The organism is Ruegeria sp. BC6 (assembly GCF_056539185.1).
Window position 1 is genome coordinate 1404669 of sequence record NZ_JBQFUM010000001.1, and the last position, 15647, is coordinate 1420315.

General features: G+C 61.9%; 11 protein-coding genes. 7 read left to right on the forward strand and 4 right to left on the reverse strand.

The features are described from left to right. Window positions 1-15 precede the first annotated feature (15 nt). Window positions 16-3516, reverse strand: coding sequence for a DNA polymerase III subunit alpha (dnaE, locus tag ACR0MM_RS06990; protein WP_480695177.1), 3501 nt, complete (start codon window positions 3514-3516; stop codon window positions 16-18). Window positions 3517-3861: 345 nt separating this feature from the next. On the opposite strand from dnaE, the gene xdhA reads away from it, so the two are divergent. From xdhA to ACR0MM_RS07025, 7 genes are all read left to right on the forward strand, one after another. Beyond that, on the forward strand, window positions 3862-5223 hold the full coding sequence (gene xdhA, locus ACR0MM_RS06995) for a xanthine dehydrogenase small subunit (RefSeq protein WP_480695179.1): 1362 nt from the start codon (window positions 3862-3864) through the stop codon (window positions 5221-5223). Further along, complete coding sequence (gene xdhB, locus ACR0MM_RS07000; protein ID WP_480695181.1) at window positions 5220-7622, forward strand: xanthine dehydrogenase molybdopterin binding subunit; 2403 nt, start codon at window positions 5220-5222, stop codon at window positions 7620-7622. The genes xdhA and xdhB overlap by 4 nt, the downstream gene beginning before the upstream one ends. Next, complete coding sequence (xdhC, locus tag ACR0MM_RS07005; RefSeq protein ID WP_480695183.1) at window positions 7622-8557, forward strand: xanthine dehydrogenase accessory protein XdhC; 936 nt, start codon at window positions 7622-7624, stop codon at window positions 8555-8557. Before xdhB ends, xdhC begins: the two co-directional genes overlap by 1 nt. After that, window positions 8554-10071 (forward strand): ABC transporter ATP-binding protein, encoded by a 1518-nt coding sequence (locus ACR0MM_RS07010; protein ID WP_170370916.1) that lies wholly within the window; start codon window positions 8554-8556, stop codon window positions 10069-10071. The genes xdhC and ACR0MM_RS07010 overlap by 4 nt, the downstream gene beginning before the upstream one ends. A 62-nt stretch (window positions 10072-10133) precedes the next feature. Next, the gene (locus ACR0MM_RS07015; RefSeq protein WP_480695184.1) at window positions 10134-11216 is read left to right on the forward strand and encodes an ABC transporter permease; all 1083 of its coding nucleotides are present in this window, start codon (window positions 10134-10136) and stop codon (window positions 11214-11216) included. A 2-nt stretch (window positions 11217-11218) separates the two neighbouring features. Beyond that, window positions 11219-12139 carry an ABC transporter permease gene (locus ACR0MM_RS07020; protein ID WP_170337474.1) on the forward strand — a complete coding sequence of 307 codons (921 nt, stop codon included), beginning with the start codon at window positions 11219-11221 and terminating at the stop codon, window positions 12137-12139. A gap of 32 nt (window positions 12140-12171) precedes the next feature. Continuing rightward, window positions 12172-13245, forward strand: coding sequence for a BMP family ABC transporter substrate-binding protein (locus ACR0MM_RS07025; protein WP_480695186.1), 1074 nt, complete (start codon window positions 12172-12174; stop codon window positions 13243-13245). A gap of 53 nt (window positions 13246-13298) precedes the next feature. Here ACR0MM_RS07025 and ACR0MM_RS07030 read toward each other — a convergent pair whose 3' ends face one another. The 3 genes from ACR0MM_RS07030 to ACR0MM_RS07040 all read right to left on the reverse strand — a co-directional run bounded on the left by ACR0MM_RS07030 (window position 13299) and on the right by ACR0MM_RS07040 (window position 15627). Beyond that, window positions 13299-13919, reverse strand: coding sequence for a CDP-alcohol phosphatidyltransferase family protein (locus ACR0MM_RS07030; RefSeq protein WP_170370918.1), 621 nt, complete (start codon window positions 13917-13919; stop codon window positions 13299-13301). Window positions 13920-13989: 70 nt separating this feature from the next. After that, window positions 13990-15222, reverse strand: coding sequence for an HlyD family secretion protein (locus ACR0MM_RS07035; RefSeq protein WP_170337786.1), 1233 nt, complete (start codon window positions 15220-15222; stop codon window positions 13990-13992). Between the two features lie 3 nt (window positions 15223-15225). Beyond that, entirely contained in the window at window positions 15226-15627 is a 402-nt protein-coding gene (locus tag ACR0MM_RS07040; protein ID WP_437342551.1) for a hypothetical protein, read from the reverse strand. Window positions 15628-15647: the final 20 nt, after the last annotated feature.

The following is a 15647-nucleotide window of genomic DNA, read 5'->3' on the forward strand; positions in this document are numbered from 1 at the left end:
GGCGGGACCGCCACCCTAGACCTCTTCGACGGACAAGACCCCATCCAGTGATTTGATGGCACCCTTGATCTGGGGATTGATCGGGAACTCCTGCCCCAGGTCCATTTCGACCTCGCCCGGCAAACCCGGATCCAGCAGACACAAATGGATCGGCCCTTTCGAGGCGTTTTTGGCCGCCCCTGCAGCATCCGCGAGAACGCTGGCGACCGTCGACAGCGCCTGTGGTTGGTCCAGAAAGATACGAAGCCCGGTCGCGCCGGCCTCGGCCACGACTGAATCCGCCGGCCCGACCGAGCGCGCCAGCAGCTTCAGTTGGTCAGCCTCCATCGTGGCTTCGGCCGTCAGCACGACCTGCGCGCCGGTTTCCAGGTATTCGCGTGATTTCTCCAGGGTTTCCGAGAACAGCGTCACCTCGTACGCCCCCGTCGGGTCCGACAGCTGTGCAAAGGCGAACCGGTTGCCCTTGGCCGATTTCCGCTCCTGTCGCCCGGCGACCACACCGGCCATCTTGGCGATCAACGGACCCGAGCGTGCCTTTTCGGTGACCTCGTCGAGTGTCATCACCTGCTTGCGTTTCAGGGCCGGCATGTAGTCGTCCAGCGGGTGGCCGGACAGGTAGAAGCCGATCGCCTTGAATTCTTCGCTCAGCCGTTCGGCGGGCAGCCAGTCGGGCGATTTCGACAGGCGCGGTTCGGGCAGGTCGTCGCCCGCCTCGCCGAACAGCGAGACCTGGTTCGAGTTCTTCTGTTCGTGGATCGCGGCGGAATACTGCACCAGCTGTTCGAGGCTTTCGAACACCCGGCGGCGGTTCTTGTCCAGCTCGTCAAAGGCGCCCGCGCGCGCCAGCATCTCCAGCGGCCGTTTTCCGACCTTCTTCAGATCGACCCGGCGGGCAAAGTCAAAGAGGTTGACGAACGGCTTGTCGCCCCTGCCCTGCACCACGAGGTTCATCGCCTCGACGCCCACGTTCTTGAGCGCGCCCAGCGCATAGACCAGCTTGCCATCCACCACATCAAACGTTGCCTGCGACCGGTTTATGCAAGGCGGCACGTAGGGCAGTTCCAAACCCTTGCGGACCTCTTCGAAATAGATCGCCAGCTTGTCGGTCAGATGGATATCGCAGTTCATGACACCGGCCATGAATTCGACCGGGTGGTTCGCCTTCAGCCAGCCGGTCTGATAGCTGACCACCGCGTAGGCCGCCGCGTGAGATTTGTTGAAGCCGTAGTTGGCGAATTTCTCCAGCAGGTCGAACACCTCGGACGCCTTCTTGGCATCTACCCCGTTCGCGGCTGCCCCGGCCTCGAATTTCGGGCGCTCGGCGTCCATCGCCTCTTTGATTTTTTTACCCATCGCGCGGCGCAGCAGGTCGGCGCCGCCGAGGCTGTAGCCCGCCATGACCTGCGCGATCTGCATCACCTGCTCCTGGTAGACGATGATGCCTTGCGTTTCTTCCAGAATGTGGTCGATCAGCGGGTGGACCGAGGTGATCTTGCGCTGGCCATTCTTGACCTCGCAATAGGTCGGGATGTTCTCCATCGGGCCGGGACGGTAGAGCGCGACCAGCGCCACGATGTCCTCGATGCAGGTGGGTTTCATGCGCTTGAGCGCATCCATCATGCCCGAGCTTTCAACCTGGAACACCGCCACGGTCTTGGCCGCGGAATAGAGCTTGTAGGTGGCCGGGTCATCCAGCGGGATGGCGTTGATCTGGTTCTCGGCCCCCTCGGCCGACTCGTACAGCTGCCGACCGTCGGCCGCCACGTGCAATGGCCGTCCGGACTTGAAGATCAGGTCCATGGCGTTCTGGATGACCGTCAGAGTCTTGAGGCCCAGAAAGTCGAATTTCACCAGGCCGGCCTGTTCGACCCACTTCATATTGAACTGGGTGGCAGGCATGTCCGAGCGGGGGTCCTGATAGAGCGGCACCAGCTCGTCCAGCGGCCGGTCGCCGATCACCACGCCAGCGGCGTGGGTCGAAGCGTTGCGTAGCAGCCCCTCGACCTGCTGGCCGTAAGTCAGAAGGCGATCGACCACCTCTTCGTTGCGGGCTTCTTCGCGCAGGCGCGGTTCGTCTTTCAGGGCCTTCTCGATCGACACCGGCTTGACGCCTTCGACCGGGATCATCTTGGACAGGCGATCCACCTGGCCGTAGGGCATCTGCAGCACCCGCCCGATGTCGCGCACCGCGGCCTTGGACAAGAGCGCGCCGAAGGTGATGATCTGGCCAACCTTGTCGCGGCCGTATTTCTGCTGAACATACCGGATCACCTCTTCGCGGCGGTCCATGCAGAAGTCGATGTCAAAGTCGGGCATCGACACCCGTTCGGGGTTCAGGAAGCGTTCGAACAGCAGGCTGTAGCGCAGCGGGTCGAGGTCGGTGATGGTCAGCGCATAGGCCACCAGCGAGCCCGCGCCCGAGCCCCGGCCCGGACCGACGGGGATGTCATGATCCTTGGCCCATTTGATGAAGTCCGCAACGATCAGGAAGTAACCGGGGAACCCCATGCCCTCGATGATGTCCAATTCGAAATCCAGACGCTTCTGGTATTCCTCGGGTGGGACAGCGTGCGGGATCACCGCCAGTCGGGCCTGCAGACCCTCGTTGGCCTGGCGGCGCAGCTCCTCGACCTCGTCATCGGCGAATTTCGGCAGGATCGGATCCCGCTTGTAGGCCATGAAGGCGCAACGTTTGGCAATCTCGACCGTGTTTTCGATCGCTTCGGGCAGATCGGCAAAGAGCGTGGCCATTTCCTGCGGCGATTTGAAGTAATGCTGCGCGGTCAGGCGGCGGCGACCTTCCTGCTGATCGACATAGGCACCCTCGGCAATGCAGATCAGCGCATCATGCGCCTCGTACATATCCGAGGTCGGGAAATAGACGTCATTCGTGGCCACCAGAGGCAGGTTCTTGGCATAGGCCATTTCCACATGGCCGCGCTCGGTCAGGCGCTCGGCCTCGGGCTGGCCATCCTCGCCGGGATGACGTTGCAGTTCGACATAAAGCCGATAAGGGAACATCGCGGCCAACCGATCTACCAACAACTCGGCTGCCGGACGCTGGCCCTGCTGCAACAGGCGGCCAACGGGGCCGTCCGGTCCGCCGGTCAAGCAGATCAGCCCATCGGAATACGCAGCCAACTCCTCAAGCGTGACCTGCGGCAGCTGCCCGCCCTTGTCCACGTAGAGGCACGAGCTGAGCTTCATGAGGTTCTCGTACCCCGTCTCAGACTGTGCCAGCAGTACAATCGGCGCGGGGGGCTTGGGTTTTTCCCCCGGCTGCGCCTGAATATACGCCAGATCAACCTGGCAGCCCATGATCGGCTGCACACCCGCACCGCTTGCGGTGACCGAGAATTCCAGCGCCGCGAACATGTTGTTGGTGTCCGTCACCGCAACGGCCGGCATGTCCATCTGCTCGCACAGCGTTGGCAGTTTCTTCAGGCGCACCGCCCCCTCAAGAAGGGAGTATTCGGTGTGAACTCGGAGGTGGATGAATCGAGGAGTACTGCTCATACGAGGCAGGCTATCGCACTCGCGACCCGGGAAAAAGCCGGAACAGTTAGAGGTGATTGCTGAAAAAATAGCCGCTCATTATTCGGAGATTCCAGAAGGTGCTTCAGCCGACGCCACCTGGGTTACACCAAAATCTCTTTCAATTCAGATGCCTAGATAATAATGACGTGGTGCATATCAAGGCATGGGATCGGGAATGGTACATTCGGCAGGCAGTTTTTCTTGCCAGCGCGCACAGGCTGTTTCTAACATCTTCAGGCAAGCTACAAGCCCGCTTCTTTCTCTACGTCGCATCGAGACAGGAGCACCCATGGGCGCAACCGGGTAAGGCGACGGGTTTCAAGAATGAATATCACGTTTCTTCTGAACGGAGAGACAGTGGAGCTGGCGGATGTCGATCCGACGGCCACATTGCTGGATTGGCTGCGCGAGGATCGCGGTCTGACCGGCACGAAGGAAGGCTGCAACGAGGGCGATTGCGGGGCCTGCACCGTCATGGTGACGGATGAGGCCGGCGCCAAGGCGCTGAATTCCTGCATTCTTTTTCTGCCTCAACTGCACGGCAAGGCCGTGCGCACGGTCGAGGGGGCGAGCGGGCCCGACGGCGAGCCCCATCCCGTGCAGCAGGCGATGGTGGACCTTCATGGCTCGCAATGCGGATTCTGCACGCCCGGTTTCGTGATGTCGATGGTGGCCAGCCACGCCAACGGCGCGACAGATCATGACACGCAACTGGCCGGCAACCTGTGCCGCTGCACCGGCTATGCGCCGATCATCCGCGCGGCAAAGGTCGTCGAAGACCAGCCGGTGCCGGTCTGGGTCAAGGACAAGCCGGTCGCGGCCAAGCCGGCCTCGCCCCTTCTGCCAGAGTCCTCCGACGAACTGGCCAAAGTCTTTGCCGCCCATCCCGGCGCAACTTTGATCGCGGGTGCCACCGATGTCGGCCTTTGGGTCACCAAGCAGCTGCGGAACCTGGACCCCGTGATTTTTCTGGGCGGCTGCGACGATCTGAAGGAGATCTCGATCACCGAAGACGAGGTGCACATCGGCGCGATGGTGGACATGAACCGCATGGGCGCGGCGATGGCCGATCTGCATCCGTCCTATGCCGAGATGATCCGGCGCTATGCCAGCGTGCAGGTGCGCCACGCGGCTACGGTGGGCGGCAATATCGCAAACGGCTCGCCCATCGGGGACAACCCGCCCGCGCTGATCGCGCTGGGGGCCACGCTGCACCTGCGCAAGGGCGACGAGCGCCGGTCGATCCCTATCGAAAATTTCTTCATTGACTATGGAAAGCAGGATCGCACGCCCGGCGAGTTCGTGGAAGCGGTCAGCTTTCTGCGTCAACCCGACCGGCTGAAATGCTACAAGCTGAGCAAACGGTTCGATCAGGATATCTCGGCCGTATGCGGCTGTTTCAACATAATCGTTTCGGACGGCGTCGTCTCGCAAGCCCGGATCGCCTTTGGCGGAATGGCCGGCGTGCCGAAACGCGCGACTCGGGTTGAGGCCGCGCTGACCGGTCGCCCGTGGACGGCGGAAACCGTTCAAAGCGCTTTGCCGGCCTTTGCCGAGGACTATTCCCCGATGAGCGACATGCGTGCCTCGGCCCCCTACCGACTGGAGACCGCAAAGGCCATGCTCGAACGCTATTTCCTGGAAGATCAGGGCGAGCTGACCAATGTGCTGGAGGTGTCGGCATGAGCGTGACCAAGCCGCTGCCCCATGACGCCGCACCCCTGCATGTGTCCGGCGTCGCCCGCTATGTTGACGACATTCCGACGCCCAAGGGCACTTTGCATCTGGCGTTCGGCCTGAGCCCGATCGCCAAGGGCCGGATCACGGCGATGGACCTGTCGGACGTCCGCGCGGCCCCGGGGGTCGTGATGGTGGTGACCGCTGAGGACCTGCCCTTTGCCAATGACGTCTCGCCCTCGATCCATGACGAACCGCTGCTGTCCGACGGCACCGTTCACTACGTGGGCCAGCCCGTGTTTCTGGTTGTCGCCACCAGCCATCTGGCCGCCCGCAAGGCCGCGCGGTTGGGCAAGGTCGACTATGCCGAGGAAACGCCGATCCTGACGATCGAAGAGGCTCTGGCCGCAGACAGCCGGTTCGAGGACGGCCCCCGCATCTATGCGAAGGGTGATGCAGATGCCGCCATCGCGCTGGCGTCGCATGTGATCGAAGGCACGTTCGAGATCGGCGGGCAGGAGCATTTCTACCTGGAAGGTCAGGCCGCGCTGGCGGTGCCGAACGAAGGCAGCGACATGCTGGTGCATTCCTCGACCCAGCACCCGACCGAGATTCAACACAAGGTCGCCGACGCTTTGGGCGTTCCCATGCACGCGGTGCGGGTCGAAACCCGGCGGATGGGTGGCGGGTTCGGTGGCAAGGAAAGCCAGGGCAACGCGCTGGCCGTGGCCTGCGCAGTTGCGGCACGGGCAACCGGTCGAGCCTGCAAGATGCGCTATGACCGGGATGATGACATGGTCATCACCGGCAAGCGCCACGCCTTCCGCATCAGCTACAAAGCCGGCTTTGACGAAAACGGCCACATTCAGGGTGTTTCCTTCCTGCACCACGCCATCTGCGGTTGGGCGCAGGACCTGTCGCTGCCGGTCGCCGACCGCGCGATGCTGCATTCCGACAACGCCTACCTTCTGCCCAACGCGCGGATCGAGAGCCATCGGCTGAAGACTAACACGCAATCGGCCACGGCCTATCGCGGCTTTGGCGGACCGCAAGGCATGGTTGGCATCGAGCGGGTGATGGATCACGCGGCGCATGTGCTGGGGCTGGACCCGGTCGAGCTGCGGCAGCGGAACTACTATGAACCGGCGCACGCAGGCGTTGAAGAACCGGTGCGGGACAAGCCGCTGGGCCACCCGGATCCGCACGAGGATCTGACCAGCCGCGGCGCGGTCGAAACCGGCCGCTCGGTGGTGCGCCCCGTCCCCGCGGGTGGGAACACCACCCCCTACGGTATGGAAGTCACAGATTTCGAGCTGCATCCCATGACCGAAGCCCTGCTGGACTCCTGCGATTACACGGCCCGCAAGGCGGCGATCGAGAAGTGGAATGCCGAAAACCGCGTGATCAAGAAGGGCATCGCCTTTTCGCCGGTCAAGTTCGGGATTTCCTTCACGCTCACCCACCTGAACCAGGCCGGGGCGCTGGTGCACGTCTATCAGGACGGCTCGGTGCATCTGAACCATGGCGGCACCGAGATGGGCCAGGGCCTGTTCCAGAAAGTGGCGCAGGTAGCGGCCGCGCGGTTCGGCATTCCGCTGGAGATGGTGAAGATCACCGCGACGGATACCGCCAAAGTGCCGAATACCTCGGCCACGGCGGCCTCGTCGGGCAGCGACCTGAACGGGATGGCGGTCAAGGCCGCCTGCGACACGATCCGCGACCGGATGGCCGCCTATCTGGCCGAGCGGCATCAGACCAATCCATCGGCGGTCGTCTTTGCCGATGGCCGGGTCAGCGTGGGCGAGGAAAGCTACAGTTTTGCCGAGGCGGCGGCGCTGGCCTATCAGGGGCGCGTCAGCCTGTCGGCGACGGGGTTCTACAAGACCCCCAAGATCGAATGGGACCGGATCGCCGGACGCGGGCGCCCGTTCTTCTACTTCGCCTATGGAGCTTCGGTGACCGAAGTCGCCGTGGACACTCTGACCGGCGAGAACCGCATCCTTCGGACCGATATCCTGCATGATGCGGGTGCTTCGCTGAACCCTGCGCTGGATATCGGGCAGGTCGAGGGCGGCTATGTGCAAGGTGCGGGCTGGCTGACGACCGAGGAACTGGTCTGGGACGACAAGGGCCGGCTGCGCACCCATGCGCCATCGACCTACAAGATCCCCGCCTGTTCGGACCGACCGGGTGTGTTCAACGTTGCGCTTTGGGATGGTCAGAACCGCGAAGACACCATCTATCGCTCAAAAGCAGTGGGCGAGCCGCCTTTCATGCTGGGCATCTCGGCCTGGCTGGCGCTGTCGAACGCGGTTGCGGCCTGCGGTGACGGGTATCCGGCAATCAATGCCCCAGCCACCGCCGAAGAGGTCTGGACCGCCATTCAACGCATGCGTGGAGGTACCTGATGGGATTTGACCGGGAGACTTTGAGGGAGGCGGTCAAGACGCATGGCAAGGTGACCCGCGTGGTCATTGCCGCAATCCGAGGCTCGTCCCCGCGCGAGGTCGGCGCCGCGATGCTGGTCTGGAAGGGCGGGCAATCCGGCACGATCGGGGGCGGCACGCTGGAGTATCAGGCGACTGAGGCCGCCCGGGTCCAGCAAAGCCCAACCTGCTTGTCCCGCCATGCGCTGGGTCCCGACCTCGGGCAATGCTGCGGCGGCGCCGTAACGCTGTTGAGCGAGGTCTATGACCTGAAATCCATCGAGGCCCTGGGCGATACCGTCATCGCACGCCCGACTGCCGGTGGTGACATGCCATTGTCGGTCAAGCGGCTACTGGCAACCGCACGCGCACAGGGTATTGCGCCTGAACCCCAATTGCTTGACGGCTGGATGATCGAGCCGGTGCACACACCGACCCGCCAATTGTGGATCTGGGGGGCCGGTCATGTCGGACGGGCGCTTGTGGATGTGCTGTCGCCTCTCCCCGATCTTGCCATCACCTGGGTGGACACCGCCGCCGACCGGTTTCCGGCTGACATCCCAGCAGGTGTAACCGTGGTTCCGGCAGCAAACCCGGCCGACCTCGTGCACCACGCACCGGTTCAAGCCGAGCACTTGGTGCTGACTTATTCACACAATCTGGATCTGGAACTGTGCAACCGGCTATTGAAGCACGGTTTTCACTTTGCCGGGCTGATCGGCTCGGCTACGAAATGGGCGCGATTCCGCTCGCGCCTGGCTGCGCTGGGTCACTCGCCGGCTCAGATCGCCCGGATCACCTGCCCGATCGGTGACCCATCGTTGGGCAAGCACCCGCAGATGATCGCAGTTGGTGTGGCAGCGCAAATTCTGCGCCCCGCCCGACAGAACGACTTGAAGAAGGACCAGAGCGCGTGACCACTCCACTACTGAGCTTGCAGGGGCTGACCAAGGCCTATCCCGGCGTCGTGGCCAACGACCACGTGTCCTTTGACATCGGTGAGGGCGAAGTTCACGCCCTCCTGGGCGAAAACGGCGCGGGAAAATCCACGCTGGTGAAGATGATCTACGGGCTGGTCAAGCCGGACAGCGGCACGATGCTGTTGCGCGGCCAACCCTATGCGCCGGCCGAGCCGCGTGCGGCCCGTGCCGACGGCATCGCCATGGTGTTCCAGCATTTTTCGCTGTTCGACGCGCTCAACGTGGCCGAAAACATCGCCCTGGGCATGGAAAGCCCGCCGCCGATGGGTGATCTGGCATCGCGTATTCGCGAGGTCTCGGAGACCTATGGCCTGCCGCTGGATCCGTATCGTCGGGTTGGTGACCTGTCCGCCGGTGAACGCCAGCGAGTTGAGATCATCCGCTGCCTGCTGCAGGACCCAAAGCTGCTGATCATGGACGAACCGACCTCGGTCCTGACCCCGCAGGAGGTAGATATCCTGTTCGAAACACTGAAAAAACTGCGGTCGGAAGGAACTTCGATCCTGTACATCTCGCACAAACTGGAGGAAATCCGCACGCTGTGCGACCACGCCACCATTCTGCGGCTGGGCAAAAACGTGGGTGAATGCACACCCAGCGAAACATCCGCCCGCGACATGGCAGAAATGATGGTGGGATCAGCCCTTCAGACTCCTGAACGGTCCGGGCGCGAGTTCGGACCCGTCGCGCTGGATGTTTCCGGGCTTTCGGTTCCGTCCCCTTCCGAATTCGGGACCGCACTGAAGAACGTGCACCTGACCGTCCGCAAGGGCGAGGTTCTGGGTATCGGCGGCGTGGCGGGCAACGGTCAGGACGAACTGCTGGGCGTTTTGTCCGGTGAAATCCTGACGGACGCGGATGCGATCCGCTTCAACGGCCAGCCGATCGGCAAACTGGGCCCGACGGCCCGGCGCAGACTGGGTGTGCTGACGGCCCCAGAAGAGCGGTTGGGACATGCCGCGGCGCCGGACATGAGCCTGACGGAAAACGCTCTGCTGACCGGCTCGGTGCGCGAGTCTCTGGAGAAGAACGGTTTTTTGAAATGGGCCGACACCCGCGTGTTTGCGGAGAAGATCATTCAGGCATTCGACGTGCGGACCCCGGGGCCGGAAAACGCCGCGCGGTCGCTGTCGGGCGGCAACCTGCAGAAATTCGTCATCGGCCGGGAAGTCCTGCAAAACCCCGAAGTGCTGGTCGTGAACCAGCCGACCTGGGGCGTCGACGCCGCCGCAGCCGCTGCGATCCGTCAGGCCATTCTGGACCTTGCGGCCAAGGGAACGGCGGTGGTCTGCATCAGCCAGGATCTGGATGAACTGATGGAGATATCCGACAGTTTCGCCGCCTTGAACGAAGGGCGCCTCAGCGCTCCGCGACCCACAACTGGCCTGACCGTCGAAGAGATCGGTCTGATGATGGGCGGCGCGCATGGGATGGAGGTGGCCCATGTGTAACCTACGGTGCCGCCTCTGGCGCAAGAATCCAAAAAAGACGAAAACTTTGGGGGGATGAGCAAATGATAGTGTTGGAGAAACGGCCACAGCCGTCCAAGGCGTGGTCTTATGCCACCCCTCTGGTCGCAGTGCTGGCGACCATGGTTTTCGGCGGGTTGCTGTTTGCAATTCTGGGCAAGAACCCGGTGGAAGCGATCGGAACCATCTTCTGGGAACCCCTGTTCGGAGAATTCTCATTCTACTACCGACCGCAACTGCTGGTGAAGGGCGCACCGTTGGTTCTGATCGCCATCGGTCTGTCGCTGGGCTTCCGCGCCGGTATCTGGAATATCGGTGCCGAGGGCCAGTACATCATGGGCGCTATCTTCGGCGCCGCGGCCGGCCTTGCCTTCTACCCTCTGGACGCGTGGTTCGTCTTTCCAATCATGGTGATCGCCGGCGCGTTCGGCGGCTGGATCTGGGCGATGATCCCTGCCCTGCTCAAGGTTCGGTTTGGAACCAACGAGATTCTCGTTTCCCTGATGTTGGTTTACGTGGCCGAGCAGTTTCTGGCCTCGATGTCGCTGGGTCTGCTGAAAAACCCCGAAGGATTCGGATTTCCCGGCTCGCGCAACCTGCAGTCCTATGAAAGTGCCCACAATGCCGAACTGTTTGCCGGAACAGGCATGCACTGGGGCGTCGTCGCGGCCTTTGTCGCGGTGATCTTTGCCTATGTCCTGCTGAACCGGCACATGCTGGGGTTTCACATCCGCCTTACAGGCGAAGCTCCGCGCGCGGCACGATTTGCCGGCGTGAATCCCCCGCGGCTGATACTGTTTTGCCTGGGGCTGTCGGGCGCGTTGGCCGGTCTTGCCGGTATGTTCGAGGTCTCGGGCCCGTCCGGCGTGGTCAGCATCGACTTCAACGTGGGTTACGGCTTTACCGCGATCATCGTGGCGTTTCTGGGCCGTCTGCACCCGGTGGGCATCCTGCTGGCCGGCGGCCTGATGGCGCTGACCTATATCGGTGGCGAAATCGCACAATCGCAGCTGGGGCTGCCCGCTGCGGCCATCCAGGTGTTCCAGGGAATGCTTCTGTTCTTCCTGCTGGCCTTCGATCTTTTGACCAACTACCGCATCCGTGCGGCCCGTAGCGAGGTGGCGTGACCATGGACCTTGGAGAAATTAATCCTGTTCTTTTGCTGGCCTCATTGATGGTTGCCGCAACACCGCTTCTGCTTGCGGCGATCGGAGAGCTTGTCGTCGAAAAGGCCGGCGTTCTGAACCTCGGCGTCGAAGGCATGATGATCGTGGGCGCAATCAGCGGATTTGCGATCTCGGTCGAGACAGGCTCGCCATGGCTGGGTTTCGTCGCGGCGGCCGTTGGCGGTGCACTGCTGTCGTTGCTGTTCGTTCTGCTGACCCAGTTCGCGCTGGCGAACCAAGTGGCCAGCGGTCTTGCGCTGACGCTGTTTGGCTTGGGCTTCAGTGCCCTTCTGGGCCAAAGCTACGTGGGCATCAAACCGCCCAGCATGGGGGACATCCATATCCCGCTGCTCAGCGATATTCCGGTCATCGGTCCGATCCTGTTCCAACATGATCCGATCCTCTATGTCGGGATCGCGTTGACGGCAGCGGTATGGGCCACTCTGAAATACACCCGCGTCGGGCTGATCCTGCGTGCGGTGGGTGAGAACCATGATGCAGCGCATGCCCTCGGCTACAAGGTCATCAAGATCCGCATTATGGCGATCCTGTTCGGCGGGGCCTGTGCGGGGCTTGGCGGTGCATATATCAGCCTGATCCGGGTCCCTCAGTGGACCGAAGGCATGACCGCCGGAGTCGGCTGGATTGCTCTGGCTCTGGTGGTGTTTGCCAGCTGGAAACCGTGGCGTGCCTTGCTGGGTGCCTATTTGTTTGGCGGAATCACGGTCTTGCAGCTTAATCTGCAGGCAGCGGGCGTTGCCATACCTGTCGAGTATCTGGCAATGTCGCCCTACATCATCACGATCCTTGTGCTTGTGATCCTTTCGGCCGACAAGAGCAGCGCACCTGCCTCACTGGGCCGGACCTTCCACGCCTCGCACTAGGGGCCAACTGTACCAACTTGGGGAGTAACTAAATGAAATTCACTTCACTTCTGGCAAGCGCCGCCATGGCACTTGGCCTTGCCACGGGCGCCGTGGCCGAGGACAAGACAAAGGTCGGTTTCGTCTATGTCGGCCCGGTGGGCGACGGCGGCTGGACCTATGAACACGACAAGGGCCGTCAGGCCGTCGAGAAGCACTTTGGCGACAAGGTCGAAACCGTGTACGTGGAATCGGTGCCCGAAGGCCCGGATGCCGAGCGCGTTATGACTCAGATGGCGCTGGAAGGCGCCGACCTGATCTTCACCACCTCTTTCGGCTACATGGACCCGACCATCAACGTGGCCAAGAAATTCCCGGACGTGAAATTTGAACACGCCACGGGCTACAAGACCGCCGACAACGTGTCGGTCTACTCGGCGCGTTTCTATGAGGGTCGCGCTGTCCAAGGTCATATCGCCGGCAAGATGACCAAGTCGAACATCATCGGTTACATCGGTTCGTACCCGATCCCCGAAGTGATCCGCGGCATCAACTCGGCCTTCATCCACGCCAAGAAGGTGAACCCGGATGTCGAGTTCAAGATCGTCTGGGCCTACACCTGGTTCGATCCGGCGAAAGAGGCCGACGCGGCGAAGGTTCTGATTGAACAGGGCGCAGACGTGATCCTGCAGCACACGGACTCGACCGCACCGCAGGCGGCCGCACAAGAAGCCGGCAACGTGATCACTTTCGGCCAGGCCTCGGACATGAGCGAATATGCTCCGATGCCGCGCGTCAGTTCGATCATCGACAACTGGGCGCCTTACTACATCGCGCGCACCCAGGCCGTGATGGACGGCACCTGGGAGTCGGTGAACACCTGGGACGGCATCAAGGAAGGCATGGTTGAAATCGGCGAGATTTCCGACGCCGTTCCGGCCGACGTCAAGGAAGAGGCGCTGGCCCTGAAAACCGCGATTGCAGACGGCAGCTATCACCCGTTCACCGGGCCGCTGAACAAGCAAGACGGCAGCGCCTGGCTGGCCGAGGGTGAAGTGGCCGATGACGGCACTCTGGCCGGCATGAACTTCTATGTCGAAGGGCTGGAAGGCGACATCCCGCAATAAGCACGGCTTGTACTGTCAACAAACCCAAAGCCCGCCGGAAACGGCGGGCTTTTTCAGTTCCCGGAACGGTTGCCGAAACTGCGTGCTGCCAACACGATCCGGGATATGGCGGTCAGGAAACACAAGCTGCCGAATATCCACGCCAAGGCGGCAAACGCATCTGGCACCAGACACAAAAGAACAAGGAAACCGATCGTTTCGGCCCCCTCCAGCAAACCACCGGAAAAATACAGGGCCTTCTGCCCTCTGGCGTCGGTCTTCAAACCGTGGCGGTCGGCCAGCAGCGAAAAGCCCAGAAAACTGGTGCCGTTGAAATAGAAGGACAGCAAAAGGAAAGCACCGGCCACGCCATTGGAGGCCGGGTCAGCCAGAATAAATGCGAAGGGGATGGCGCCGTAGAACAGAAAGTCGCAGGTGATATCCAGATAACCACCGAAATCGGTGCCACCCCGGGCACGCGCAACGGCACCGTCCAGGCCATCCGCGAGACGCGACAGCAGTAACGGCACCAGCGCCCAGTACGTCGCGCCGGCCACGATCAGGCCCGCTGCGACCAAACCAAGAGCCAGCCCTATCAGCGTCACCTGGTTTGCCGTAAAGCCCAACCGCGCGAGAAAACGGCCCTGAGCGTTCAGGGCCGGGTCGATAATCGGGCGGATTTGCGCATCAAACATGTGCGGCAGTTAACCGGGGACAGGCGCCATTTCCAGACACAATAGCGCGAGAACACTCACGTTCCCGCCATCAGTGACCGCTTAGAACCAGCGTGTTCACCGGCATCAGGATCAGACGCAGTCGCAAGCCTGCAGCATGAACCACACCGATCGTGTCCACGACATGCAGGAATGCCCTTTCCCAGAACCCCAGATCTTCGTGTTCAAGCCTGTCGTGATTGTCGGTGTAGACATTGGCAAGACAGTTGCTGCCTGGGGGCACCTTGTCGGCCAGCCCTTCATAAAGCGGCTCGAGGTACACGAGGATTGATCCGGGGGTTGTGTTCTGCTGAACGTCGCGCAATTCGTCAGTGGGGCGGATCTGCCCCGAAGGGATTACATCCTGCACCTGGACCACAACGACCGGAATCACCGTGAATGGCCGTGTCATACAGCCCAGCTCTCCGATCATTCCCGGTTTGATCACCTGCGCAGACATCTGGTTGAAAGCCGCCTGAAACCGGTCGCGCCCGGAATCCGTCGGAACCAGAATTCCTGCCGGGCGCATCAGCGGGCTGACAAAATCGCCGACCCGTAGCCCGAACTGTTCGACACGGCCCGTCACACCGGCGCTGATTGTCGTCTTGTCCAATTCGGCCAGAGCGGCATCCAGCTGCGCCTCGGCGCTGGCCAACTGGGCAGGGATCAGTTCTTCGATCTTCTGAACAACGGCCGCCTTTTGGGATTGCGCGGCCAGAACCTTTGCCTCGCGCTCGGCGACAAGGTTTTCCAGTCGCTCGATCTCGGTCAGGCGGACTGCGCTGGATCCCTGATCGCGCAGGGTGGTGTTGCGCTCCAAATCCTCAAGCGCCTGCGCCAGCGCCGCCTGCGCGCCTGCAATGCCGGCTTCGGCCTCGGCCAGATCCGTTTGCGCGACCTTCAGCGAGGCCTGTATCTGCGCGATCTGGGCATGTGCGGCTTCGACCTGCGCGCGCTGGGTGAAATCCTCGATACGGAAGATCGGCTGGCCCGCGGTGACCATCTGGTTGTTGGTGACATAGACCTCGGACACCCGCCCACCCAGTTGCGGAAGAATCGTCACGGTCCGGAAATAGGACGCCGCCGTTTTGCTTGCCGGATGGAAGTAGAACAGCGTGGTAATCACCGTCAGCGCAAGGATTGCGCAGGCGGTCAGCCCCCAGCGAAGTTCGTACCACATGGTGAACAGCGTAATTTCGTGACCTATCCGTTTTCCCTGAACGAAGCGTCGGAACAGAAAGTCGGGCAGAACGGTGACCAGTGCGCACAGAAATGTTTCGATCATGCGTCAGTGCTCCTGCGGAGCGGTTGGCTCAGGGTCCGGCTCGGCGGGCGGAGGAGACGCCCCGGGTGCCAGCGACCGAATTGCATCTGCAATCGCGCGCAGGGGCGCAGCAAAGTCAGGAAACTGAAAACCTGCAACCAGGATGGCGGCAACCCAGAACAATCCGTTGTGCGTAAACAGGGCCAACAACGCCAGGATACCAACCAACTGAAACTGCGGGTGGTTGTTCTCATGGGCCATCTTCTCGGGGATCGAGTGCAACGTAAAATACGCGACACCGATCAGCAGGATCAGACCAACCGTGAAGATCACCATGAAATTGAAAAGAAAATCGCTGCCATCCGCCTGGGTCACATATGACGGAATGTGCCCTGTGGCCATTGGGTGTAGGTCTGCGCTGGTCACCCTGCCCTCCTGCGTTTTTG